Here is a 25,662-nt window from a genome sequence, read left to right on the forward strand (position 1 = left end):
TAACTATAAGCTACAAATTATTTATTTTATGAAAGCTGAATTTTCCCCAATTAACCTGAAAAAAATAAAAGCCAATCTGCTTAAATTTTCTTTACTACTCTTGGTTGCATTACAAATTGCATCATGTGGTAGTGCTAAAAAATCCTCTTACTTCAATGAAGTAGGAAACAATTCATTTGCTACTTACTTTGAACCATTAGAACCAATATTACAGAAGAACGATTTGTTAAGCATAAACATTACTAGTTTAAATGCAGAAGTTACAGAGATGTTCAATCTAGCTAATAATGCTGGTGGTGCGCAACCTATTGGATATTTAATTGATCAAGATGGTTACATACGTTTCCCGGTTTTAGGTAAAATAGAAGTTTCTGGGTTGACCAAAAAAGAGCTAAGAGAATATATTAGGGAACAATTAGTATCCAAAAAATTATTAAACGAGCCAATTGTAGATATTCGATTTATGAATTTCAAGGTTTCTGTTTTAGGTGAAGTAAATCAGCCTGCAGTATTTACTATTCCTAATGAGAAAGTAACTTTATTAGAAGCATTAGGTATGGCTGGTGATATGACCATTTATGCACAGCGTAATAATGTTTTGTTAATCAGTGAAGAAGATGGAGTTAAGAGTACTAAAAGAATTGATTTGACATCAGATGAATTATTCACATCTCCAAATTACTATTTGAGACCGAATGATATCGTATATGTGCAACCTAACGATAGAAAGGTTAGAAATACATCTAATGCTGCGCAATGGTTTTCAGTAATATTAGGTTCGTTATCATTAGCGGTAATCTCAATTTCTACTTTTAAGTAAAACTCAAAAGAATATTATAAATATACGGTTTGTAAAGGCCCTAGTGTTTTTAAAATAACAATACTGGTTTTATTTACCGATTATTATTTCCCATTTAAATTTAATTGTAATGACCGAAAAGGAATATTTTGATTCACAAATGTCTTCCAAACAAAATGCAGAGAATTTTGATTTGAAGGGACTGTTGAATAAATACCTTAAATCATGGAAATTTTTCATGATTTCTTTGTTAGTGTTTTTGGGTTTAGCCGTGGCTGCCTTGCAATTTATAAGTACGTCTTATAATGTGTCGAGTAAATTATTACTAAAGAATGAAACGTCTAATATAGATGCATCTGGCAATAATTTAGCAAACAATAACCCTTTTAGTAATTCGGAAAGGGTAAACAATGCAATTGAAGTACTAACTTCAGTCCATTTAATGCGTTCTGTATTAGATACGTTGTCGTTGCATGCTAGAATTATGGTTCCAGATGCTTTTCCAAAGAAAGAAATTTATGGGTCGGCATTACCTTTTAAAATGGTAATAGATACGTTATACCCATCTGCTTATGAAACAACCTTGACTATTAAATTAGAAGCAAAGGATAGTTTTAGTATAATAGAAGAATTTGAGAATTCGGTAGAAGAGGCAAGTACGGTCAGTTCTGAATATGGTTATAATAAATACAATTATGGTTACAAAATTGAAAAGCCATATGGAGTTTTCAAGATTATGCCAAATGAAAAAAACATATCCAAGGATACCGAGTTTATTCTAGATTTTAGGGATATTGATGAAATGGCACATGACTATGTTAAAAAAGCATTAAGTGTTCATGTAATAAATAAAGACGCTTCAGTAATCAATATTTCATTAAAGGAACAAATACCTGAAAAGGGCGAAGATATTATCAATAACCTAGTCGAACTTTATGGATTAAAGTCATTTCTAGCTACAAATGCCTTGGCTTTAAGTAACGTTAAGTTTATAGATGATCGCTTAAATACACTTTCTACAGAGCTTAGTGAGGTAGAAATGAACGTTGCACAGTTTAAAACTGAAAATGAACTAGCTAGTGTTGAGTTTGATGCCAATTCTTTTGCTGCACAAGAAATAGATTATAGTAGAAAATTAGCGGATTCGGAAATCGAATTAAAGGTGCTAAGTGCTATTGAGCGTAATTTAAAAAGGGGAGATAATGAATCTACCATAAATTCGTTGAGTGTCACTAGTCAAAACTTAATTTATTTAATTGATAGTTATAATAAGTTGCAGATAGATAAGAAAAGTTTGCAGCGAACTGTACCTGAGAACAATCCTAGAATGATTGATATCAAAGATCAATTAGAACAGCTTAGGAGAAATATATTGGGTAGCCTTTCAACATCTAAGCAAAGCTTAAGAACTACAATTAATAGCATTAAGGGTAGATCTGATCAGTTTGCAGAGAAGAAGCAGAGAATTCCAACCATGCAAAGACAATTACTTGAGATTAGTAGAGAGCAGGGTATTAAAGAGAATTTGTTTCTATATCTATTACAAAAAAGAGAAGAAGCAGCTTTAATGGTTGGTGTTAGAAATGATAATTTCACCATTATCGATAGGGCGATAACCGATTTTGAATCTGGCTCGCCTAGTAAAAAATTATTTCTTTTAGTTGCCTTTTTAATGGGTCCTTTGGTGCCGATTGGTTTTATACATTTAAAAGAAGGATTAAGCACTAAAGTAAAGAATAAGAAAAATGTTGAGGACAGAATAAGTGTACCCGTAATTGGTGAGATAGTGCATAATAAGACCAAAAACAATTTAATAGAAAAAGGCGAAGAAGAAAGTCCTTTAGCACAAAGTTTTAGAATGATGCGAATGAATCTAGATTTTATGCTTTCTAAAAAGAAGGTACAAACCGTTCTAGTAACATCGGCAATTAAGGGTGAGGGGAAAACTTTTTTCTCTTCAAACTTAGGCGTGGCCTTGGCATCATCGAGTAATAAGGTGCTAATACTTGAATTGGATAAGCATAACCCTGAATTAATTGAGGCGCTAGGTGAGACAAAAAAGGAATATGGTGTTTCTAATTATCTAAATCAAAATTTTAATACCATAACCGTTAATGATCTATTAATACCTGTAAGTAATAATCCTAATCTATTTGCAATTGGTTTGGGGTCAGAAAATATTGACGGTCTAGAGTCTTTCAATTCTAATAGAATGAATATTTTAATGAATCAATTAAGAAATGAGTTCGATTATATAATAATTGATTCTGCTCCCATAGGTAAATTGGCTGATACATTAGCGCTATCTAAATTTACAGACTGTTGTATCTATATGGTTAGGGAAAACCACTCTAATCTAGAAGATTTAGCGATAATAGAAGATATTAAGGTGAACAAAAAGTTTAAAAACCCAATGGTGGTTTTAAACGATGTAACTTCTAATAAGTAGGTTGATTATTTCACCGAAAAATACTAGTACAAGGTAAAAAGAGAATGAATATATATTATATTATTACTTTGTTTTTTTTATTATTTGCTTCTAAAGCCAATTTTTTAGTTGAATCTAATTTAGCTTGGTTTGCTTTTGAAGTATGTATGATTTTTGTTGCTTTTTATTTTAAAAGGGTTAAGAAAAAAGATGTACAGTTTTTTCTAATAACTGGCGGAATTTATTTTATTTATATCTTATTTAGGTTCAAATTAAATCAATTACCTGGCGATTATTTAAAGAGTGATGTATTCTATTTTTTTAAGTTCATTTTTACATCTTATCTATTCTGTTTAATTCTAAAAGAAAAAACACTCTACTATTTAGTGAAAGTTATTTCACATTTGGCATTGGTATCTATAGTGTTCTATGTCATCCAGTTTTATCAGAACGGTGCTATTGTTAAAGCAATAGGTAATACGTTTGAAAGCTTTACGATTAATGATAACTCGCCTAGGTTTACCAACTTTTTAATATTTACTTATGATAGTCTTCATTACTATAGAAACTCTGGTTTTTGTTGGGAGCCAGGAGCCTTTGGGTCATTTTTGATTTTAGCAGTCTTATTCAATTTTTTAATGAATAATTTTAAGTTTGATAAACAAACGGTTATTCTTTTAGTCGCTATTTTAACTACCGTTTCGACTACGGCATACTTCGGGTTGTTTTTACTATTATTCTTAAGATATAGAGTATTAAGTAAGGGTAGTAAGACAACGATGATTATTTTTGCGATTATTTTTGCTCTGGCAATACCTAATGTACCATTTTTAGGAGAAAAAATAGTTGAAATTTATAATCAGGATATAAGAGATTTGAATGAATTAGAACAATTATCAACCTATTATAATGATGTTGACAGACAAATGCCGTTGAATAGATTTGGAAGTGTCATCTTCCTTTATCAACAATTTGATTGGAAGCTGTTTTTAGGGGTAAGCAATCAATATGAAAAATATTATATAGATGAGTATAATGTCAATATATCTAATGGTATCATGGACTTCATAACCAAATTTGGTTTTGTAGGGCTGTTTGTTCTCTTATATCGTTATGGGAAAGTTTGCAAGGTGTATCTCCGTAGGACAGAGTTTGTGATCTATTCCGTACTGATTTTAGTAATTCTAAGTTTTGGTGAACCTATACTTATACTACCTATTTGTATAATATTCATGTTTTTACCCACATTTAAGAATCAAGATTTTTTGACATTATCTTATACATATAGAACTAAATATTTAAAGTTTCAAAGTCCCAATAATTTATGACTATTAAAAGATATATAGTACAGTTAGGGTATTTGTAAAATTTTTTTGTTGAGAACGATTTAAAAAATAATCTATTAGTTAAGAATGTATTTACCTTTTGATATTAAGAAGTTTGGCACTGCTATTAATATTTTCAATGTGTCTATGGCATATCTTTCATCGGTAAAATTAGAATAACGAATTTTTGGAATTTGTATGGCAATTGTAATCACAAGCATAACTGGATTAATACTAGCACCTTATTAGGTGTATTTGGAAAAGAGCATGAATCAAAAAAGTATTGGTTTAAAGATTTAAATAAATTAGAGATGATGTCTTTTAAAAAAAAGAAATTAATAACAGTTTTACTTACATGTCATAATCGTAAGATGAAAACATATTCTTGTTTGGAAGCCCTTTTAAACTGCGAATTGGATGACAATTTCGAGCTAAAAATTTATTTGGTGGACGATGGTAGTACGGATGGAACGACTGAATTTATACAAGGAAAATTTGCTAATCTTCAAATAATTCAAGGTTCAGGGAATCTTTTTTGGGCTGGTGGTATGCGGACGGCTTGGAAGTATGCGGATGAGCATGAAAAAAATACAGATTATTATTTATTATTAAATGATGATACCATTGTCTTTAAGGATACATTAAAAAGATTGTTAAGTGATTTAAAATATGTAGGAGAAACTAAGAGTATCATAGTGGGACCTACTCAAAATCCAGAAACTAAGAAAATTTCTTATGGGGGGCATAAAATTTTAAGTTGGTTTTTGTTTAAAAGTGAAATGGTTGTTCCAAACGATAAATTTCCTCAGCGATGCGAACTTGGTAACGCAAATATTATGTTAGTGCCTAAAGAAGTTTATAAAGCGATAGGGCCACTTTCTGAAAAATATACGCATGGTATTGCGGATTATGACTATACTTTAATGGCTTTTAACAATGATATTTATACATATGTTTCAAGTGGTTTTTGTGGTTATTGTAATTATGACCATGGCGTAAATTGGTTAACCCAGAAAAGTAATCTCAAAGAAAGAATAGCATATTTGTATAGTCCTAAAGGGTTGTCCTACAAAGAATATTTGCAGTTTATTAAAAGGCATATTCCTTATCATTTACCTATTGCCATTACGTTAATGTGGGCAAAGACGCTCTTTCCAATTATTTGGCAATTGTTTAAGAATAAAGAATACTTAAAATGAGAAAAGAAACACCACAAGCACCTATACTTTTTATCATTTTCAATAGACCAGAGCAAACAAGAAAGGTTTTTGAAATGATAAGAGAGGCTAGACCTAAAAAACTGTATGTTGCAGCAGATGGACCTAGACCAAATAGGACGGATGAGCAACGTTGTAAAGAAACCAGATCTATTGTCGATTTAGTTGATTGGGACTGTGAAGTAAAAACCCTTTTTAGAAATGAGAATGTTGGTTGCGGTTTAGGACCTAAAGGAGCGATTGATTGGTTTTTTGAAAATGAAGAGGAAGGTATTATTTTGGAAGATGATTGTTTGCCGTCAGCTAGTTTTTTTAAGTTCTGCTCAGAACTGTTAGAAAAATATAGAGACAATAGTCAGATTATGCATATAGGCGGTTCCAATTTTCAAAACGGATATGTTTCAGATGCCGATTATTCTTATTACTTCTCCTATTTTAGCCATGAGTGGGGTTGGGCAAGTTGGAGAAGGGCTTGGAAGCATTATGATTTTAAAGTTTCAAGTTATCCTGAACTAAAAAAGAAAGGATATTTTGATAAATTTTTTTCAAACTTTATTGAAAAGAAATACCGTCTTAGTAAAATTGAAAAAACTTTAAACGCCAAAGAAGTTTCTTGGTGGGATTATCAATGGGATTACACTAAATTGGTAAACTCAGGCCTATCTATTATTCCACACCAAAATATGATTAAAAATTTGGGCTTTGGTGAAGATGCTACCCATACCATTAGTGCCAATGATGAAAGGCAAAAAAATGAAGCACATGATATGCCCTTTCCATTAGCGCATCCTAATTTTATTATCAGAGATATTAAGGCGGACAGAAGGTATTTTAAAGTTTTTTTTAAGAAAATAATCTTACGTAGAAAAATACTAGGAATTTTGAGAGTTCCAGGGTATTCTAATAGAGGTTAATTGAAAGTGCAGCTGTCCGGATAAAAAGTAAAATCTGTTTTCTCAATTTAGTTACTAGGCAGACAAGCAAAATCAAGGACTATGGCGCTTCGTGGTTCAAAATCAATATCATTCCTATAGTCTATAACGTCAAAATTATATTCTGGCCAAACAATATTGGTAGGGTTACATGATTCATAAACGATGCAGTCGATTATTTTATTACCACCACTTGTATCAAAAGCTGCAAATATTAATGAATTAGACCCTGGTTGTCCTCTGCCTTGACCTAAATCGCCACATATAATTTGCTTAGCACGTAATCTATTAAAAGTTACATTTCCAGAACCTTCAACGGATGATGCTACACCATTGCCCATCTCCAAAAAGTCAACATCTTCAACTAGTCCACCCGTACCTCCACGTGCGCCTTCGGTATTTTGATCTTCAAACATTACACCAACACCGGTAGGACTGTTATTGCCGATTATCAACCCTTTTTTAATTTGTTGACCGGCACTTTTATAAATACTAATATTATCTTCGGTCCATGCAATTTCTGTGTCATTAATCACCGAAAAATTCTCCAATAATCCTCCAATGCATTTATCGTATTGTACTAATTGCCCCCTAGGAAAAGGGCCTCTCATATTATGGCCTTCAATAAAGGTCAATACAGATGCATCGCATTGATCTAATCGAATACCCGTAGAGCCATCTTCTACTTTTACATGGGTAATTACTAAATTCTCAGTATCAAATCCCTCAATACAATTTCTCGTAGCATCAGGTAAAGGACCACTAGTAGGGGCGTTTGAATATTTTATGGAACAGTTTTTTATAGTTAAATTATCTGCCTTAGCAAATTTAATACCCATATACGCACCAGTGTATTCAATAATACAATTTGATATTACGACGCCTGTAAATCCATTAATTTCTATACCATGCTGATTTGATGTTTTAATATGCAGGTTTTCTATTCGCTGGTTATTTTCAGTGACAATTATTGGACCTGAATCTTGACGATTGCTCGTACACGGAGTTTCTACGATTATTGGTTCTACAACTGTCGGTATTACGGTATAGTCCACTTCTGCTCCTTCTACATTAGTTACCGTGTAAGTTACTTCATCACTAAAATCTTGTGGAGTGTCAGTATTGGGCTCAATCGTGGATTCTCTATCAATAGCTACAGTAGGCGTTAACTCCTCAATTAAAGTACTGCTTGAATCAATTTGAATATATATAATTTTTTTTTCTTCATCAATTACACCTATGATATCTGATTTTAAACCTTCATTATCGGCAGATTGAATGCTGAAATCAAAAATTCTAACAATCGGTGCAACACCGGATTCTTCTGGTGGCAAATTGATAACTGTTTCGCTAAGAATATCGTGATCTGACGAACAAGAAATCAATTCTAAGATAGTTAATGATACTATTAATAAGGATATTAAATTACTGTTTATGGAAAATAGGTTTACCATGTTTTCATTTATTCATTATTAATAACCACAACATATATACTACTATAAGAGACTATTGATAAAAATATTGTTCAAAGAGATTAAATTTTATAGTAAAAAATGATTAAACGGTGCAAATAATATATAATTATATAAAAAAATTAAAATATTTCTTGAAGCATATTTTTAATCTAAATAATTGAAATATAGCAATTAATTTAAATTTATGTAAGTATTGAGAATTTATTTGAAGACTTTTCTATTTGATTTACAAATCACCCTATGCCACTATTTAATCAAATAAAATCGATGTCTCAGATTAATTGTAAATCGGCAAGGTTTCTATGTAGCAGAAAATTTAATAAACACTTTTAAAATCAACTATTATAAATTTTCATAATTCCATTTACTCCATTTTGAATGCTGAAATTTTTGCGTACAAAATTTAAAGCATTCTGAGCCATTTCATCGCTAGTTTTGTCATTTTTTTGAAGATAAAGTATTTTTTCTGCCAGTTCATTATAATTTTCAGAAATTAAAAAACCGTTGTCATCATCGTGTATCAAATCTTTTAAACCATTTACGTTATACAATATGGAAGGTTTGGCACAAGCCATTGCCTCGATGGCGGCAATTGCTAAACCTTCAAACCTAGAACTCATTATATAAACATCAGAAGCAATTAAGTAATCTCTGACATTACTTTGATTACCCAAAAAAAGAATCTGCGAATTAATCCCTAAAGACTTACTAAGTTCAATTTCTTCATCTGATGTAACTCCTTTGCCCAAATGAAGATATATGCAATCTATTTCCTTATTTACAATAGACAATGCTCTAATAATGTCATGGTGATTTTTGACATCACTACAACCCCCTGTTGAAATGATTACAAATGAAGAATTTAAGATATTCAATTTTATTCTCATTTCTTCTTTTTCCTTTGCCGAATTTTGAGGATAAAACCGTTCGTCATCGTACCAATTAGGTACTAATATGGTATCGTTTTTATAGTAATTAAGTTCATTTTCATAAACACTTTGACCAATTGATTGCATTTTCAAGTTTAAAACTTTAGAACTAACATAACGTTCTAAAAAACCTTTGATCCAAGTCCATTTTCTATGCTTATAATTATTATGAACAGTGCTAACCGCTTTCTTTCCTGCTAAATAAGTAGTCAACGAAAAAAGGAAAATGTGTTTAGAGCGATGTATGTGCAAAACATCAATATTATTATTCTTCAACACTTTGTAAATCCATCTAAAATATGGTATAACAACAAAAGGATTGAACTCATTTGATGAAAGTGGCTTGTGAAGTACTTTAATGGATTCAGCTTCAAATTGAGGAAGAAACTCTCCAATGTTCTCGGCAGTACTCAATGCCATAAAATCAACACCTTTTTCTTGAAAATGTGATGCCGCATTGGCATACATTATTTCAGCACCTGAAAACTTTAACTCATAGAAAATATGTAAAACTCGCATAGTATAATTTTTAGTATTCTAATGACCAATGAACATTCTCCTTTATAACCTTATTCGGTACCCCTACCGATATGGTTTTTTTTGGGATATCTTTAGATACGATAGTGCCCATTCCAACAATGGCCCCATCATTTATTTTCGTTCCTTTCAAAATTGTTACCCGACTGCCTACCCACACTTTATCTCCTATGTAAACAGGTAACTCTTTATTAATTTTTTCGTTTTTAGAATTAAAAATACTGTGTGTATCACTAGCCCATATTTCAATATGGTCAGAAAAAAGACAATCTTTTCCTATTTCTACATTGTTTTCTTTGCCGACATTTACAATTCTAATACCTCCAAAAGTCGTTGACTTTCCAATTGAAATATTACAATCAGAACCTCTTATGATTATATTTGCTTGTCTAAGTTTAACATTTTCAGCAATGTATAAAGTGTTATTTTGTCCGCTAATTGCTATTTGCGAATGCTCTATTAAACCGTTTGTAGATTTAATGCTATTACCATAACCCGAAATTTCTATAAAAGTTTTTTTAAAGTTACCGTTCGTCAAGTTTATAATATTTCCTTTTTCTTTTTTTATTCTAACCAAAAAGAAATTTCCTGAGTAGTTGTCTTTATTATTTTTTTTAAACTGTAAAATGATTTTGTTCAGAATAGAAATAATGGTTTTAATCATGCTGTAAAATTATTAATTTATTCTTTCTTTCTATTACATTTATTTGAACCAAACACCCTTAGCTTTCTCATTGATTATTTTTTGATATTGTATAAATCCTATAATAGCGGACATCAAAGAAGAAACGCAAGTGGCTAAAATTATACCAGATAAACCTAAACCCAGGTTTTTTGCAAATAAAATACTTAGTGGGATATTAATACATAAAGTAATTAAACTAATAATTAATTGCATTCTAATTTTACCAGTTGCATTGATTAGCATAAAATAAATGGACTGAAAAGTTGATATGTCTATATAAAGAGCCATAGATGCAGATAAGGATAACGGAATGTTAATAGAATCACCTATCCATAGTACATAGAACCAGTTAGACAGAAATAACATCAATACTAGAATTACGGTAAGTGAAAGCCATATTTTCTGTATATTTTTAACTGATTTTTTTATCCAGTCAAAGTCTTTTAAGATATAAGCTTCTGTAAAGGAAGACCAATATGGTGTTGTAATTAAAGAATGAATCATAAGCAATATAGAAAAATATTTTAAGGCTATGTTGTATGGAACTACTTCTTCCGGTCCAAATATATTGGTAATAATGAGGTTGTCCGTAGTAAGTAAAACAATGTTAGCTACTTGTATTATAAAAAATATAAAACCTAAACTAGTTATATCCTTTAATTTGTCATAACGCCAATCTTTAAATTCTGGTTTAAACTGTTTGTATCTGCCATTGAATGCAATAAAATTAAAGCTGATTAATAAGATGATTGGCAACCCAGTATAGAGTGCACCAAATATCATTAAAGAGTTACCAGAGGTTTTAGTCAATAACCAAATGCCAAGTAATAGTAAAGCTTGAATAAAAAATTCTATTTTTCCTTGTATGGAAGGAAGTTGGTCAGCTGTATATATGGTTAAAATCAATTTAGCCACCAATTGCAAAGTGAAAAATGTAAATAAAATGGGCATCAGAAAGGACAGTTCCCTTCCTAAAATTTTTGAGGTATTGAATATTGTTGACCAGTCAATTAGAAAATTGCCAAATATAAAGAGGATGATAACACCTACACAAATTACCGACATAGTAATATATGCAATGCTAACATATACTTTTGCTAAGTGTATTTCTCCATTTGCTTTCGCTTCGGCAAACCTATTTCGCAAACCATGACCCAAACCTATATCAAGAACGGTAAACCAACCAATAAAAGAACTTAACGTGAGCCAAACACCATAATTTTCCTGACCTAAATAGTCAATACTTATTGGTACTAATAAAAAATTAGCTAAAATACTGCCGCCTTTAAATAAGGTGGACCAACCTATATGTTTAACTATATTTTGAGTTCTAGTACTTGAGCCTACTAATCGTTTGTAAAACTCGTTAATTTTTATGGGCACTTGAAATACTTTTAAAAGATTGAGTTATTTGAAGAAATAGTAAAATTTCTATTTTTCTTGCTTTAGGCTAATGTTTTATCAAAATTTAGCCAATATTAATTCTCATATTTTATAATCTATTTTCACTGATAATAAAATCTAAGATATTTTACCTGTTTGTTAAGAATAATTGATTGCCAATAATCTCTGGCTGGCAAACCATAGTTATCAATACTTTCTTAAATAATTTGATATATTCATCATCAAAATTAATAATCATACCATTAAAAATGTAGTTCATTTTTTTAAATCATCTGTTCATGTCAAATATACCCATTTACCCTTGCAGGGTTAGAGGGCTTGTAATTAATCAAGCTCAGACCTGTGGCAATTAAAGCTTTTCGTTAGCAAAAAATCTTGTCAATGTTACATTATATTTTTTGGATTATAATCCATTATACGATGAAAGACCTTTTTCCAAGTCCCTAATGCATAATAATTATGGTAAGAACTGACGAGAATTATAAAAGATTGTGTTTTTTTAGTAAGGAAAATCTAAACATCCATCAAAACTTTTTCAGATATTATGTTATACTTAAAAAATTCTTGGTGCGTTAAATATTGTAAAAAATTATTATTTCCATCAATAGCAAGGTTGTGTATACAATGATGCAGACCAACTTTAAACATTTTAAAATTAAAATTAGCATAAGATTTTGAAGAAAAATAAATTTTTGAATCGGTACTAATTTTAGTATTGCTAATAATATTTTTAATCCTATGCTCGTTCTATTAGAAGTAAAACCAGTTAAATTAATTTAATATTTTGTATTGAAAAATTAATTTTAAGACTTTTCTACTTGAATTATAATTCATTATACACAAATGAACTATTTCTCTTATTAGCTTTTAATTAACATCTCATTGAATAAAATCATGCAGTGGAATAAAATAATAAAAGTGATTCTCAGTTTGATTGAAAGATGGCATGTTTTTTTATTCAATAGATATCTTTAAGCTTCCTTTTCTGCATATTAACGGAACTATAATGTAAATATGGTGTAATTAGATATCTTTGTTCGTGAATTTTATTAACCCCCACTGTAATTACATTCCTATTTGATACAGTATTTGTTTTAAATAGGAATGTAATTACGATGCTTTTAGATTATTTTATGAATACTATTGATGCTAATTCAGAAGTTTTATGTCTTGGTTACCCTATTTATAATTCTTCCCTTGATGATTTACCTAACAAATCTAAATTGTTGGTGAATACTATTAATCAATACTCATATTGTATATCAGAAAAAGATCCAATTTTTAAAGAAGCACTTTTAAATAGCGATGTTATTTTACCCGATGGTGTAGGTATTGTATTTGCATCAAAGTGGTTGAATGGCGTTAGGGTAAAAAAAATAGCTGGGGCAGATTTTCATGAATATCAATTAAAACGTTTAAATGCAATAAGCGGTTCTTGTTTTTACTTGGGTGCTTCTAACGAAACATTAGGTAAAATAGAGACCAGGTTGAAAAAAGAATACCCAAATGTAAAATTTGGTAGTTACTCGCCTCCTTACAAGCCAAGCTTTACAGAAGAAGATAATGCTAAAATGATACAAGAGGTGAACAGTTTTAGTCCAGATGTATTATTTGTGGGTATGACAGCTCCAAAACAAGAAAAATGGAGCTATGCACATAAAGGTGAACTCGATGCTAAAATCATTTGCTCTATTGGCGCTGTTTTTGATTTTTATGCCGGTTCAGTAGAAAGACCTAGTAAAATTTGGCAAAATTTAGGTTTAGAGTGGTTAGGTCGTCTTTTAAAAGAACCTAAAAGAATGTGGAGACGATATATTTATTATGGTTTTATTTTTTCTAAGCATCTGGTGAAGGCTAAATTCAGTCGATTATAAAAATATACGGTTAAGAGATATCGCAAAATCTTAACCTTGTTATATCTAAATACAGTATTAATTTTAAGTATTTTCTTTGTGGAATAAACATTAATCCACTATTTATTAATTACATAGGTTAAGACTTGAATTTTCTATTGTATTGTTAGTCCCTCTTAATCTAAAACAACCGGGGCTGGTAGTAATAACCTCTACTCCAGATAATGTGACGTTAACTCCATCTGCACTGTCTAATGGGTATACCGTAGAAGTCAATGAATTATCTTTGAGTACCATATTTTCGAATATCACATTATCTAAATTACCTACAAACCTTAAGGTGTTAAATTTATGATTGGCTTGGAATATATTTGTTTCACTTTCAGCATACAGGTTTTTAAATGTACCGTTAGATATATTTTGCATGTCCGCTAATCCGTCTCGTCTGTAAGAAGCGTAACCATCTACATTTACGTTAGTGATGTTATCTGTCAATTTAAGGGAATTACAGTACCCACCACCCGATCTAACATTTATGGATCCAACATATTCTCCATAATCTATAATATCAGTCATATATACTTCGTTTGAATCGTTTGGCTGACCGTCTCTATTAATATAAAACAAATGAGGAGGTGGCGACCAGGTACCTCCATTACCTCCAATATCTCCGCCAGCTGAATTTTGAATGTCTGTATACCTATGTGAACGTATTGTTTCAGCATTAAAGTTTGAAACATTACCTTGTATCCCCATTATTGTGCCATCTAAAGTCAATCTTCTTAACGTAACATTTGATGTTTGAGTTTTAGGGTCAGTACTTTCGTTCGTTACACTGGTATTTTCGTTAAACTCTGTCGTTAACTTCATGAAATAAGGGCAGAATTGTTGTGCATTTGCACCATCTGGCACTTTTAATGAAACATCTTCTAGTAGAATATTTGAGGCGCCTCTAATATTAAAAACTGCCCAAAAGGAAATTGCTCCCGACCATGCAGGGTCAGCGCCAGAAAAAGACATTCCTTTATTAGCAATTAACCAGTTTTCTACCTGTAATTGATTGGCGGCATTTGTTTGCGAATCAATCGGTAAGGTGGAATAGGTTTGATCCCATACCATATTTAAATTTTTAAAGGTAACATTATCGGCAAGTGCTATTATAAATGCTGGTGAACGTAAGTTGTTGATAATTAATTCTGATTCAGATGTACCCTCTATCCAATCATTATCATTCAAGAAAATTGACTTTGTACCAGTAGCAGAAACATCAATAAACATTTTTCCATCAATCAAAATTTTGGCATTTGTATTATTTGCTTGCTTAAGGGTCTCTACAAGATAGTCCCTGTCATCGGTCGAACCGTTCATGTAAGCACCAAACCATTGAGGCTTAATAAATTCTGTGCCAAGGGTTCCTACTAAGTTAATAGATTCAAAAATACGTTGGTTGTCTTCAGTTTGAATTATTGTATTGTTGAAGGATATGGTTCCATTAACTAGGGTGCCACCTTTAAAAATTAAGGTAATATTTTCCGGTAATATTATTTCTTGACCACTAAGCTCAAAACGGTCAAAAATCTCCCATGAAGCATTACTCATATTTGCAGGAATATTATTCCAATCAAAATTGCTTGGGATTACAAAATTTGTACTACTTATTTCGTCGGTACCACTAGTATTATCAGTTTCCTCGTTTCCTTCTGGTTCTATTGTTACAGTGCCTTCTTCAGTTGTAGTAGAACCATCTTCCTCTTCTACTTCAATAACATAATCAAAGGTGTCAGTTTCTTGATTGATTTGTTCTTCAGTTTCAGAATCGTCGGATGATGACTCTGAAGTTTCAGTTGTTTCGGACGTTTCAGTTGAAGTTTCTGATTCATTAGCAGAAGAATCAGAAGAATCTTCATTTGGCGTTTCTGCTGTATTGGAATCATCTTCATTATCAGAAGTATCTGTAGGAGTATAAATAATTTTTTGATTTTCACTAATCTCTACAGCTCCGTTTTCTGGATTAGATGTTTGAATAATTTTTACATTTTGCCCTGTTGCAAATGTATCATTAGCTAATACATCTAAAACTATAGGGTCGTACCCGTTAATTATAAAAGCATCATCTACTGCATATTGATTATTGTTTTCAGAAATGTTGGTGACATATTCTGAGAGAATATCCGTATCCTTACTACAAGAAAAGTGGAGTGAAAATATTGCTAATAAAAAAAGTATATTAATCTTCTTGAAAATTAATCGTTGCATAAATAGGTTCATATTGTAGATGTAATTTTGGGGTCGGTGGTACTTAAACAATTACTTTGGGGTTGTAATTATTTAAATAATTATTCTGAATTATTAACTGTGTTCTCTATTTGTTTTTTGTTTATATTTTTGATATACGTATACAATTAAGGTTTTGGTTGTCCAAGACCTTGATTATTAGACTATTGCTTTTTAAAATGTTGTGAAAACCTCATTTAGGATAAGTGAAATTTTGGTTTTTTGTTGTAAATAAATACTTAAAATTTTTTTACAAAAATATTTAAATAAATAAAATAATCGATGAAATATTTAAATAATCGATGTAATACACTTAATAATTTTTTAATCTATTTTTTATTCAGCTTTTTTTAGCAAAACTTGAATAAAATGTAATTAATAGTTGAATTACGTAGTTTTTGGAAAAAACTTAATTAACAATATTTTATTTAAAGGATCTATTAAGAATGTAGAAATACAGATTTGGGTAAGATTAGAATTTGTCTGTTTCAGGAGGTAAAAAGTAAGTATAATTAAGAATATCTCTTAATTAAATTCTTACTATAGTATAGGTAATACTGTATAGAACAGATGTACCTCGATTTAAAAATGAATCTAATTATTTTTATATTTTATAAAGACTATTCTCGTAGTTTTTATAAAATTAATAAGGTATAATAAAATACTAGGTTTAAATTCTGACATACCATAGTAAATTACGGTAATCGGAAAAATTCTGTTTTCTTGAATGGTATTAATCTTGATACTTTGTATTTTTTTTGCTATTATCAGTCGAATTGTAGAGTTATGATTTTTAAGGAAAATTTAAATATTTTATTTTATTGTTTCAATGATAGAACATAGTTGGAAACTTCTATTATTTCGTCATTTGAAAGTTTATTTTTCCAAGCAGGCATAGCGCCGTTTGCCGATCCATTTTTGATAATAGATTTTATATTTTCTTTTCCCTTTCCTTCTTTATCGTTAATTAAATTAGGTGCAATGGCTCCTTGTCCCTCTTTTCCGTGGCATGTTTGACAATTTTGTTGGAAGATAGTTTTTCCAGTTTTTAATCTTTTATTAAATTCTTCATTGGTTGATGATAAGATTTTATAGTTTTCTTTTCTAATGGGTTTAAATAATGTAATGGTCAAATTATTAAAACCAGATACATAAATATTACCATTTTTAGTATCTTCTATAAGATCTAAAGGTCCGCCATCTAAAACCAAACCCATATCAGAACCTAGATAATCTTGAACTATATCCTTTTTTGATCCACCAGGTCTCAGAATAATAATATCATTGTATTGCATTCTTGTCACTAGAATACAATTTTGCAATTTTCCATTGAATGTTTTGCTTTTATATTCAATAATTCCAGTGGGGGCAACGTGTGGTCCAAAATCATAAGAAAATCCTCTAAAATTGGTATCTGCTTCTATTCCGTTATATTTAAAATTTTCAACATCTATATCACCTCGATTGAGAACGTATTCTGCTCTTAAAGGGTTTGGGTGTCCATAGTAACCGTCTTGCTCTACACGAACCATGAAATCATTTTGATCAGGCTGAGCTCCTATAATCGCTGGAATATTTTTTGGCCCTTTATAGTTTATTGATGATAGAGGCGGGACGTAGTAGGGAGATTTTGGGTTAGAGGTTGGTGTGTTTTCATTTCCTCCAGAACCATTAATGGTAGTGTATAACTGACCATTGCTATGCCAAACTAAATCATATGCATTTCTTACACCTGTAGCATAGATTTTTAATGGGGAACTATTTTGATATGGGTCATAATTGCCACCACCATCTTTTGTTTTAACATCTAGAGGTAGTTCATTTGGTAATTTATTGGTGTCTAAAATTAATATAGTAGCGGATAATGATGCCTCTTGAAAAGGTTTTTGCTTTTTCTCACAATCACACCATCCCATACCTGTGTTGGCTCCTTGACTAAAATATAGCTTACCATTCTCGTCAAAAACAATAGAGTTTGCAAAATTTTCTTGATTTGGACCAAAACGGGGCAAACCTTTAATTATTATTTCATTTCTCAGGACCTCATCTGTTTCGCTACTTAATTGTAAACGTGTTATACTACCAGCCCAATCTATTTTATCTTGATTCATTGAAGAATTTGAGAACTTTACCCAATCACTATCGGTTTCTGAATTTGAAGTCCAAATAATTAAACTGTCGGGACTGGATATGGGATCGAAAGCTAAACCAATTGTGAATTTTGATAAGTCGCCATATGGTTTAAAGGTGTGTTCTAATTGTAATTCTCCAGTTGGCTGAATGTTAAACCGTAAAATCCTTCCATTAATTTCACTTGCATATAGTTTGTGGTCAGGTCCAATAGTTAAACTGGTAAATTGTCCTTTAATAGTTTTGTCTAAATTGACTTTTTGGAACAGAACACCATCTAATTCATTGTTAGGCATTGTGTTGTATATGCGTATTTGTCTATTTATATATCTATTTATTCGATTTGGATAAAACACAAGAATTAGTAATAAGCCTAAAGTAAATAGCATTGCTATTTTTTTTGATTTACCATTCATACAAATCATTAAATAGATGAATTTTTTTAAAATTTAAAGCCTTATTTGATAGTTTTGAAGTATAAACAACTTCATTTTTTCTTTATCGCCTCCGCAATGCTTTTTTATTTCATAAATTTTTGCATCTACTAAGGTTCTATACCACCAGCCTTGTAAAAAATGCCATAAAAATCCTTCTTTACCTTGTGTAAAGCCAAGTTTTAAAAAATAACGGTAAATAAAATATATATAGGATCGCCAAAAGAGGGGCATATTAGCGTATTTTTTTTTCTTGTCTCGTTTGGACAAGGCGTCTTTTGACATCTCATATTGCAATGCTTCTGAAGATTTCGGTTTTATAAAGTTGTATTCTAAATTTAATAAATCTATCGCCTCTCTAATAGAATATCCATCATGTTTTTGAATCCACCAACCAAGGGGGTTTAAGTTATGGTCTACAAAGTATCCTTCAAAATGAATGCTTTTTCCCTTTGTCAATACTATATGCTCATCCATCCAACGCTCTTCACAAAAACCATGACGATATTTAAACAACCTTAACATATTCATTTGCAACATACCCTTGGTCATTAATGTATTAAGAAAATACATTTTTCGTTCGAATACTATTCCTGATATATTTTTTTCTAAATGTGGTAGTTTTCGATTGATTTCGGAAATCAAGTCTGCCATTAAATATTCATCGGCATCTAGACGAAAAACCCACTCGGTAGTAATTGGCAAGTTGTTCAAGCCCCAATTTAGCTGTTTGGAATAATTATTTTCCCATTTATTTTGATATACTTTTGCACCTAACGATTCTGCAATGTGAATTGTATTGTCGGTAGAAAATGAATCTACCAAAAAGATTTCTTTAGAAAATTTTTGAGCATTTTTTATACAGCGTTCTATATGCTTTTCTTCATTATAAGTTAGAATGATTGTAGAAATGGTATCCATTAGCTTTTTATTTCTCTGATTTTTATAAATTTTGCAGGATTTCCACCAACTACTGTCCAAGAATCTACTTTCTTAAACACAGCCGACCTTGCTCCAACAACGGCTCCATCTTCAATTATAACCCCTGGGCCTATAAATGCATCTGCGCAGACCCAAACTTGATTTTTTATATATATAGGGGCTGCGTACCATTCTAAAGATGGTGTTGTGTGGTAGTGAGAACTAGCGCAGATATAACTTTTCTGAGAAATTATAGTGTTTGACCCTATGCAGACCAAGCCCTGGTTATAGATATCTACATTGCGACCTATTGCACTAAACGAGCCCATTTCTAAGTTCCAGGGTGCCCAAATTTTTACACTTGCATATACTAAACTATTGTTTCCTATTTTGGCACCAAACAATCTTAATATAAAGTTTCTCCATGTTCTAAACATGTTTAAAAAAAAGAAGCGAAAGAATAAAATATAAGTAATAGACCAAATAACCCTTTTTATCCTACTTTTTAATGTAAAAGGATCATGATATTTAGACATGTCAATTCTATTCATTAAATATACTTTTAGATTGTTATTGAACTTTTAAAGATTGAAATCTCATTAGATTATAAACTGGTTTTAAGTTTTCGGCTATAAAATGAGAAGAAGTAATTAACTTTTCTATCATCCAAATCTTAACTGAACTATAATTTAAAATTTCTTTACGAATCTTATTTGCTTCTGCTAGACCCTGTTTTTTATTTACACTGGAAACTCCATCTAAGTTGAACAGGCAAATCCAATTATCGATGTATTGAATATTTGATGCCTTGCTCAAAAATTCAATTGTGAATTTATAATCAGCAGAAATAGGATAGTTATGTTGATCAAAAGATAAATTATTTTCTTTTATAATTTTGAGTGAGTATATCATGGCTTGATGATTTGTAAACATACCATACCATGAATACTTGTGGTTTCTAGCTTTCTTGTAGTTTAGGTCATTTGAATTATGTTGTTTTACAACGGCATTGCCATAAATGAAGTCAGACTCTTTGGTTTTAACATCTTCAAATATAGAAGATAGTGTGTGCTTGTTGAATAAAGAGTCTCCACTGTTTATAAAGATCACATAATCTCCCGTAGATAGGCTTAAACCTTTATTCATTGCATCGTACAATCCTTTATCAGGTTCAGAAATAAAAACATCTATCTTTTCATTGTATTTATTTATTATATCTGTAGTTCCATCATTAGAAGCTCCATCTATTATAATATATTCTTGGTTTAAATATGTTTGATTTATACAGCTAAGAATCGTCTTTTCAATTGTTTTCACTTCATTATAGGAGATAGTTATAATGGATATTTTTTTCATAGTCGTTAATTTTTTAGCAAACCATTTAGAAAAGTATTCGCAGTCATTTCTATAGAGAAATATTCTTTGTAAACATTTATAGCAGATTGGGCAAAATTTTCTTTTACTTGAAAATCGAAATCATACCATTTTCTTAGTAAAGCTTCCGTGCCTATCATGGTATCTTGTTCAATAATACCGGCATTACCTTGTTCTATTTCACGCCAAATATTAACCTTGTTACTTATAAGCACAGGTTTTCTACAAGCCAAAGCTTCAACAACAGCGATACCAAAATTTTCTTGATGGCTTGGAAGAATAAAGACATCACTTTCGTAAAATGCCCCCCATTTAGAAAGCCCTTTTAACATACCCGGAAATATGATGTTATTTGATGTTGAGGCTAGTTGTTGCATCGCTATTCCATAAGACTCTTCCAAACCTGGTCCGGCGATTATTAATTGGGGCAAGTTTTGTATTTCTTTTTCTAGTTTTAAATAAGCCATGATCAAAAGATCAACTCCTTTTTTAGGATGTACCCTACTTAGAAAGATAATATGAGGTTTCCCGTTCCATTGGGGTACTTGTTTTGAAAAAGCATTTCGCATTGAAGAATGCTTTTTTGGGGGTGGTTGAATACCATAGCCAACATTTATTTCTGTTTTAGGATTGTAGTTGGGGAAGGTAGTCCTTGCCAATAGCAACTCTTCTTCACAGGTAAATAAAATTCCATTTGCATTGTTCACTACTTTTTTCTCAATTAATTTCCAGTAAATATCATTCCGCAGTGCTTTTAGTTTGCGTGTTGTTGCTTTTTGGAAATATGGGTCTAACATGCCATGTGGCATAACATATACTTTTGGTGATGTTTTATGATTTTTTCTATGTGTTAAAATAGATTTGATACCTGCGTAACTAGAAAAAAGCCATAGCCCATGTATTATGACAATATCAAATTTATTATAGTTGTCAAGTAGCCATGGAATTAGTTTTTTATTGTATTTCCAAGGCGTTTTAGCTTCACCTAATGTATGAATAGGAAAGATATCTTGACCTAGATAATCTGCGTTTGGGCTGTCCAAACAAACTACTTCGTTATGAACATTTGATTTTTGTAGCTCGGGAATTGCGTTTCTGATTCCTTGGCAAGGTCCTCCCTGTTTAGGATCCATACTTGGAATAATACGTAGAATGTTCATGTTTTGGCTAAATTTTGATATAGTTCAACATATTGTTTGGCTATGTTCTTAACAGAAAATCTTTTTGCGTTCACTAATCCTTTTTCAATAATATCCAAGCGATACACATTATCGGTAATTACCTTTTTATATGCTCTTGAAATTGACTTTTCACTAGTTGGATCAACAAATACAGCTCCATTTCCAGCAACTTCAATAATGGGCTCTATTTTTGAAGTAATAACTATTCGACCGGTTTGTTGACCTTCAATTACGGGCATTCCAAACCCTTCATATAATGAAGGAAAATTAATTATATCACTATTAATATACTCTAATCTTATTTCTTCGTCCGTAAGATTAAACCTGTTGGAATAATCTATGTTATACATTTTTAAAAGCTGTAGTTGTAACTCGTTTAAAGTACCTATAATGCGAAGATGACAGGGTATTTCTTCTAGCGCTTTTATCGTTTTGTCTAAATTTTTATTCCAACCTGTGCCTATATGTAGAATAACCGGTCTTTCTTGATTGAACGACTTCTTGGAAAATTTAAATATCGGGTCAACGGCGTTGTGTATAACTTCTAGTTTGTCGGTTTTAATTTTACTGAGGATATTTCGTTTGGTTTGTTCAGAAATGCATACTACTTTATCGGCAATTTTTAATGGTAAATACAACCAAAACAACCATTTGTAGCAACGTTTAAAGGGGTTTTTTACATTGTCTAAGAATACAAGATCATGTATAGTTAATACGGTTTTAACGCCAATTAAAGCTAGTAATACATCATGAATATGTCCTGTAATATGATGTATGGCGTGTTTATTCTTTTTTTTATAAGTAAAAATATTGTTTTTGAGAACGTCTATTGGCATAGAGCCTACGCAAGAAACTTCATAAATGGTTATTTCTAATGTGGTATCCAACTCTTTGATTAATGTTCTGAATACTCGATGTATGGAATGACCTACCTTTGGGTTTCTAAAGAAATAGTTGATTTTCATCGTAATTTTTTTAAATATTAGATGTTACATTACTAATAATTAATGGGATTTTGTTCCCTACTTGACGTATTTTATCGGTTTTTGTATATTGAATTTTAATTTCAGAACGAGATCGTTTTTTTAATAAATCCACCATTTTTTCTGCGCTAATTTTACAACCATCTTTTCTTCTAGGCACAAAATATATTGATACGGAGAAGTCAGCTTGTTGAATTAATTGGAGTTCTTTAAACATACCCATATGTTTATTGAACATAGCTATTATATGCTCTCCTTTAATATGAAGTCCAGAAGGTGTGATAATATGAGTCGACTGTCGCCCATGTACATTATTCATTAAAGGTAAAGGGTTGCCACAAGTACAATTCAATTCTTTGTATTGACCTTCATCACCAATTTCATAACGTATTAATGGAAAAGCATAGTTCGTTAAATCTGTCAACAAAATTTTACCTGTTGTATTCGGTGGTACTGGCTGATTAAATTCATCTACAAATTCAACATGAACAGTGTCTTGCATAATGTGTAGTCCTTCTTTATTTGGGCATTCTGCGGCAATCAACATTATTTCGGTATTTCCATATTGATCGCATACAGGTGCACCAAAGGCTTTTTCCATTAGTGTTCTTTGTTCTTCAAATAATGGTGCAGATGTTACCCATACCATTTTGGGAGCATGTATTTTTATATTGTTATCTAATAAATACAAGGCAAATTCGAAAACAACATCTACATATCCTTGTAATAAAGTAGGCTTAATTCTATTAAAATCCCTAACATATTTTTCTAGCTGTTTTTTCTGGGGATTAGCTGCCGCCAAGAAAATTCTTTTAGTAGGCCACCATAGAATTGTGTTAAGTGTTTGTTTAAAAAATGACTTTTTAAAACGATAAATAAATGCTTGGTTTTCCCATGGGTTAATGCCCCACCAACTTAAAATACGCCATCTAATTGGTGTTTCTGGATGTCTATTGTCATGAATTACCGAAACAGGAAGGCTGGTACTGCCAGATGTGCTAACCTTATCACAATAAGATGGTGATACATTATTTACCTTTATAGAATGAAAATTATTACGTATTTCTTCTCTGGTTAAGGGTGGTATTTTTAAAAATTCTTCAGGTGTTAGATTACCTGTTATATTGATTTTTAATTTTGCATATTTCTTTTTGTAGAAATCAGAATGTTCTTTTGCATGTTGAAAAATTGCATTACGCTTTTTAATATTGATACTTGAAATATTTTGATTCTTCAGCGCATCATCTGTTTTCCTATGTAATCGATCTAGCTTGGGACGTAGAATTTTTGTCTTCAATAAAAATATCAATTTTGAAAAACTGCCACGTGCTGTTAATACATTTTTAGGGGGTGTAATTTGCATAAACGTTTTAGTTAATATTTAAATTCTAATCAACTATAATTTAACTGGATATTATTTCTAAAGCCTAGGTATTTCATTTATTAATGGGTTTAATGTCACTATTTTATTCGTGTAAAAGTCGATTGTTAAAGGAGTGCATAATGTTGTCAATAGCCAAATGTTCTTCGGCATAGGTTCTTGCAGCTTGTTTTATATTATGGTTGTTTGTATTAAGATATGCCTCTAAAATACCGGTGTTTAAAGCTTCTTGATTTTCCGCAGATACTAAAAGCCCCATACGATATTTACAGACCACTTTGTGTAATGTAGATTTGGCATTTGCGGTAATTAGTGCTAAGCCTCCTACGGCCAAAATAGTAGTAAGTTTGGATGGCATGACCAAATCACTAGCTTTTTCTTTTTGAATAATTAAATGCATATCTGCCATGTTTAAAAAGGTATTAAATTCTTCTTTAGGCTGTAATGGCATAAAACTTACATTATCTAATTCCATAAGTTCGGCTTTGTTTTTTAGAATTTCTTTGTAAGGTCCTGTACCGCAAATTATAAATTGAAGATTGCGATGAGCGTTTAGTGCTTTTGCAGTTTCTAGTATAGCTTCTAGTCCTTGTTTTTCGCCGATTGCACCAGAATATAACACTACGTAATCACTCAATTTAAAACCGAACTTCTCTTTTAATAGACCCTTTTCCTTTATTGGAAAAAAGTTATTTGTTTCTGTCCAATTAGGAAAGAGACTTATAGGCTTATGGGCTTTTTTACCTATTCGATCAATCATTCCTTCAGAAATACTACTTATAACGTCTGTATTTTGAAATATATAATGTTCTACTTTATATAACATTTTCAATAAATTATTAGACTTAATTATTCCCAAGTCTTGAGCAGCTTCAATTTGCATATCCTGAATGTGATATAAATGTTTGGCACCTCGAATCTTTTTTTGAAATACACCAATTAATCCTAGTTGAAAAGAAGGTGCGACCGTAATAACCCAATCGAATTTCTTTTGAAATAGAATAGGGGTACTACCCAAAAGTGCCGATATTGAAAAAGAGGTGTCTAAAAGCATACGTTTTAAGCCATTTGGTTTATTAGGTACGTACATAGGACATCTAATAATATTTAACCTACCACCTGATTCGTAATGTTTGGTTTCTTTCTTATACCAAAATCTATTTTTTCGATAAGGTTCCTGAACTTTCCAATAAGGATAATATGGATATGCGGTAAATACACAACAATGGTGTCCTTCTTGAGCCAACCAATGCATCATTTCTCCAGAATATTTGCCTATTCCGGTCAATTCGGGTGAAAAATTATACCCAATGAATAAAATACGTTTAGTGTTTTTTAGTTCCATTTCGTGTTCGTTTTTAAGCGTTATTTAATTAACCAAATCTTATAAGTCTGAGTTA

The 25,662-nt window shown here is 31.1% G+C and carries 20 protein-coding genes; 6 read left to right on the top strand and 14 right to left on the bottom strand.

The features are described from left to right. Positions 1–28: 28 nt before the first annotated feature. From ACPF9A_RS12290 to ACPF9A_RS12310, 5 genes are all read left to right on the top strand, one after another. Entirely contained in the window at positions 29–820 is a 792-nt protein-coding gene (locus tag ACPF9A_RS12290; protein WP_423997293.1) for a polysaccharide biosynthesis/export family protein, read from the top strand. Positions 821–929: 109 nt separating this feature from the next. After that, positions 930–3,248, top strand: coding sequence for a GumC family protein (locus ACPF9A_RS12295; RefSeq protein WP_423997295.1), 2,319 nt, complete (start codon positions 930–932; stop codon positions 3,246–3,248). Positions 3,249–3,292: 44 nt separating this feature from the next. Continuing rightward, the gene (locus ACPF9A_RS12300; RefSeq protein WP_423997297.1) at positions 3,293–4,555 is read left to right on the top strand and encodes a hypothetical protein; all 1,263 of its coding nucleotides are present in this window, start codon (positions 3,293–3,295) and stop codon (positions 4,553–4,555) included. A 311-nt stretch (positions 4,556–4,866) separates the two neighbouring features. After that, a complete protein-coding gene (locus tag ACPF9A_RS12305; protein WP_424004469.1) occupies positions 4,867–5,751 on the top strand; it encodes a glycosyltransferase family 2 protein in 885 nt (294 codons plus the stop codon). Further along, positions 5,748–6,683 carry a nucleotide-diphospho-sugar transferase gene (locus ACPF9A_RS12310; RefSeq protein WP_423997299.1) on the top strand — a complete coding sequence of 312 codons (936 nt, stop codon included), beginning with the start codon at positions 5,748–5,750 and terminating at the stop codon, positions 6,681–6,683. The genes ACPF9A_RS12305 and ACPF9A_RS12310 overlap by 4 nt, the downstream gene beginning before the upstream one ends. A 47-nt stretch (positions 6,684–6,730) precedes the next feature. Here ACPF9A_RS12310 and ACPF9A_RS12315 read toward each other — a convergent pair whose 3' ends face one another. From ACPF9A_RS12315 to ACPF9A_RS12335, 5 genes are all read right to left on the bottom strand, one after another. Next, positions 6,731–8,155: a right-handed parallel beta-helix repeat-containing protein gene (locus tag ACPF9A_RS12315; protein ID WP_423997301.1), complete on the bottom strand. Its 1,425-nt coding sequence runs from the start codon at positions 8,153–8,155 to the stop codon at positions 6,731–6,733. Between the two features lie 356 nt (positions 8,156–8,511). Beyond that, on the bottom strand, positions 8,512–9,624 hold the full coding sequence (locus ACPF9A_RS12320; RefSeq protein WP_423997303.1) for a glycosyltransferase family 4 protein: 1,113 nt from the start codon (positions 9,622–9,624) through the stop codon (positions 8,512–8,514). 10 nt (positions 9,625–9,634) lie between these two features. Further along, a complete protein-coding gene (locus ACPF9A_RS12325; protein ID WP_423997305.1) occupies positions 9,635–10,306 on the bottom strand; it encodes an acyltransferase in 672 nt (223 codons plus the stop codon). 39 nt (positions 10,307–10,345) lie between these two features. Next, positions 10,346–11,710 carry a lipopolysaccharide biosynthesis protein gene (locus tag ACPF9A_RS12330; RefSeq protein WP_423997307.1) on the bottom strand — a complete coding sequence of 455 codons (1,365 nt, stop codon included), beginning with the start codon at positions 11,708–11,710 and terminating at the stop codon, positions 10,346–10,348. A 148-nt stretch (positions 11,711–11,858) separates the two neighbouring features. Then, positions 11,859–11,990: a hypothetical protein gene (locus tag ACPF9A_RS12335; protein ID WP_423997309.1), complete on the bottom strand. Its 132-nt coding sequence runs from the start codon at positions 11,988–11,990 to the stop codon at positions 11,859–11,861. A gap of 874 nt (positions 11,991–12,864) precedes the next feature. Between ACPF9A_RS12335 and ACPF9A_RS12340 the strand changes: the two genes are divergently transcribed. Further along, positions 12,865–13,605, top strand: a complete 741-nt coding sequence (locus tag ACPF9A_RS12340) for a WecB/TagA/CpsF family glycosyltransferase (RefSeq protein WP_423997311.1) — start codon at positions 12,865–12,867, stop codon at positions 13,603–13,605. A 105-nt stretch (positions 13,606–13,710) separates the two neighbouring features. Here ACPF9A_RS12340 and ACPF9A_RS12345 read toward each other — a convergent pair whose 3' ends face one another. From ACPF9A_RS12345 to ACPF9A_RS12385, 9 genes are all read right to left on the bottom strand, one after another. After that, entirely contained in the window at positions 13,711–15,852 is a 2,142-nt protein-coding gene (locus ACPF9A_RS12345; RefSeq protein ID WP_423997313.1) for an Ig-like domain-containing protein, read from the bottom strand. An 824-nt stretch (positions 15,853–16,676) separates the two neighbouring features. Continuing rightward, positions 16,677–18,284 carry a c-type cytochrome gene (locus tag ACPF9A_RS12350; protein WP_423997315.1) on the bottom strand — a complete coding sequence of 536 codons (1,608 nt, stop codon included), beginning with the start codon at positions 18,282–18,284 and terminating at the stop codon, positions 16,677–16,679. A 153-nt stretch (positions 18,285–18,437) separates the two neighbouring features. Then, positions 18,438–19,343 (bottom strand): glycosyltransferase family 2 protein, encoded by a 906-nt coding sequence (locus tag ACPF9A_RS12355; protein ID WP_423997317.1) that lies wholly within the window; start codon positions 19,341–19,343, stop codon positions 18,438–18,440. Next, complete coding sequence (locus tag ACPF9A_RS12360) at positions 19,343–19,894, bottom strand: putative colanic acid biosynthesis acetyltransferase (RefSeq protein ID WP_423997319.1); 552 nt, start codon at positions 19,892–19,894, stop codon at positions 19,343–19,345. Before ACPF9A_RS12360 ends, ACPF9A_RS12355 begins: the two co-directional genes overlap by 1 nt. 19 nt (positions 19,895–19,913) lie before the next feature. Beyond that, entirely contained in the window at positions 19,914–20,699 is a 786-nt protein-coding gene (locus tag ACPF9A_RS12365; RefSeq protein WP_423997321.1) for a glycosyltransferase family 2 protein, read from the bottom strand. A gap of 5 nt (positions 20,700–20,704) precedes the next feature. After that, positions 20,705–21,877: a glycosyltransferase gene (locus ACPF9A_RS12370; RefSeq protein ID WP_423997323.1), complete on the bottom strand. Its 1,173-nt coding sequence runs from the start codon at positions 21,875–21,877 to the stop codon at positions 20,705–20,707. Continuing rightward, positions 21,874–22,863, bottom strand: a complete 990-nt coding sequence (locus tag ACPF9A_RS12375; RefSeq protein ID WP_423997325.1) for a glycosyltransferase family 4 protein — start codon at positions 22,861–22,863, stop codon at positions 21,874–21,876. The genes ACPF9A_RS12370 and ACPF9A_RS12375 overlap by 4 nt, the downstream gene beginning before the upstream one ends. Before the next feature lie 10 nt (positions 22,864–22,873). Further along, entirely contained in the window at positions 22,874–24,244 is a 1,371-nt protein-coding gene (locus ACPF9A_RS12380; protein ID WP_423997327.1) for a phenylacetate--CoA ligase family protein, read from the bottom strand. 103 nt (positions 24,245–24,347) lie between these two features. Then, positions 24,348–25,607, bottom strand: a complete 1,260-nt coding sequence (locus ACPF9A_RS12385) for a WcaI family glycosyltransferase (protein ID WP_073242142.1) — start codon at positions 25,605–25,607, stop codon at positions 24,348–24,350. Positions 25,608–25,662 lie beyond the last annotated feature (55 nt).

The sequence above is a fragment of the Maribacter sp. IgM3_T14_3 genome (assembly GCF_049603095.1).
In the GTDB taxonomy this organism is placed as follows: domain Bacteria; phylum Bacteroidota; class Bacteroidia; order Flavobacteriales; family Flavobacteriaceae; genus Maribacter.

What these genes read in the sequence shown, in the direction of transcription:
- ACPF9A_RS12290 (WP_423997293.1), top strand. Translation starts at nt 29, where the DNA reads ATGAAAGCTGAATTTTCCCCAATTAACCTGAAAAAAATAAAAGCCAAT.
- ACPF9A_RS12295 (WP_423997295.1), top strand. Translation starts at nt 930, where the DNA reads ATGACCGAAAAGGAATATTTTGATTCACAAATGTCTTCCAAACAAAAT.
- ACPF9A_RS12300 (WP_423997297.1), top strand. Translation starts at nt 3,293, where the DNA reads ATGAATATATATTATATTATTACTTTGTTTTTTTTATTATTTGCTTCT.
- ACPF9A_RS12305 (WP_424004469.1), top strand. Translation starts at nt 4,867, where the DNA reads ATGTCTTTTAAAAAAAAGAAATTAATAACAGTTTTACTTACATGTCAT.
- ACPF9A_RS12310 (WP_423997299.1), top strand. Translation starts at nt 5,748, where the DNA reads ATGAGAAAAGAAACACCACAAGCACCTATACTTTTTATCATTTTCAAT.
- ACPF9A_RS12315 (WP_423997301.1), bottom strand. Translation starts at nt 8,155, where the DNA reads ATGGTAAACCTATTTTCCATAAACAGTAATTTAATATCCTTATTAATA.
- ACPF9A_RS12320 (WP_423997303.1), bottom strand. Translation starts at nt 9,624, where the DNA reads ATGCGAGTTTTACATATTTTCTATGAGTTAAAGTTTTCAGGTGCTGAA.
- ACPF9A_RS12325 (WP_423997305.1), bottom strand. Translation starts at nt 10,306, where the DNA reads ATGATTAAAACCATTATTTCTATTCTGAACAAAATCATTTTACAGTTT.
- ACPF9A_RS12335 (WP_423997309.1), bottom strand. Translation starts at nt 11,990, where the DNA reads ATGAACTACATTTTTAATGGTATGATTATTAATTTTGATGATGAATAT.
- ACPF9A_RS12340 (WP_423997311.1), top strand. Translation starts at nt 12,865, where the DNA reads ATGAATACTATTGATGCTAATTCAGAAGTTTTATGTCTTGGTTACCCT.
- ACPF9A_RS12345 (WP_423997313.1), bottom strand. Translation starts at nt 15,852, where the DNA reads ATGAACCTATTTATGCAACGATTAATTTTCAAGAAGATTAATATACTT.
- ACPF9A_RS12350 (WP_423997315.1), bottom strand. Translation starts at nt 18,284, where the DNA reads ATGCCTAACAATGAATTAGATGGTGTTCTGTTCCAAAAAGTCAATTTA.
- ACPF9A_RS12355 (WP_423997317.1), bottom strand. Translation starts at nt 19,343, where the DNA reads ATGGATACCATTTCTACAATCATTCTAACTTATAATGAAGAAAAGCAT.
- ACPF9A_RS12360 (WP_423997319.1), bottom strand. Translation starts at nt 19,894, where the DNA reads ATGAATAGAATTGACATGTCTAAATATCATGATCCTTTTACATTAAAA.
- ACPF9A_RS12365 (WP_423997321.1), bottom strand. Translation starts at nt 20,699, where the DNA reads ATGAAAAAAATATCCATTATAACTATCTCCTATAATGAAGTGAAAACA.
- ACPF9A_RS12370 (WP_423997323.1), bottom strand. Translation starts at nt 21,877, where the DNA reads ATGAACATTCTACGTATTATTCCAAGTATGGATCCTAAACAGGGAGGA.
- ACPF9A_RS12375 (WP_423997325.1), bottom strand. Translation starts at nt 22,863, where the DNA reads ATGAAAATCAACTATTTCTTTAGAAACCCAAAGGTAGGTCATTCCATA.
- ACPF9A_RS12380 (WP_423997327.1), bottom strand. Translation starts at nt 24,244, where the DNA reads ATGCAAATTACACCCCCTAAAAATGTATTAACAGCACGTGGCAGTTTT.
- ACPF9A_RS12385 (WP_073242142.1), bottom strand. Translation starts at nt 25,607, where the DNA reads ATGGAACTAAAAAACACTAAACGTATTTTATTCATTGGGTATAATTTT.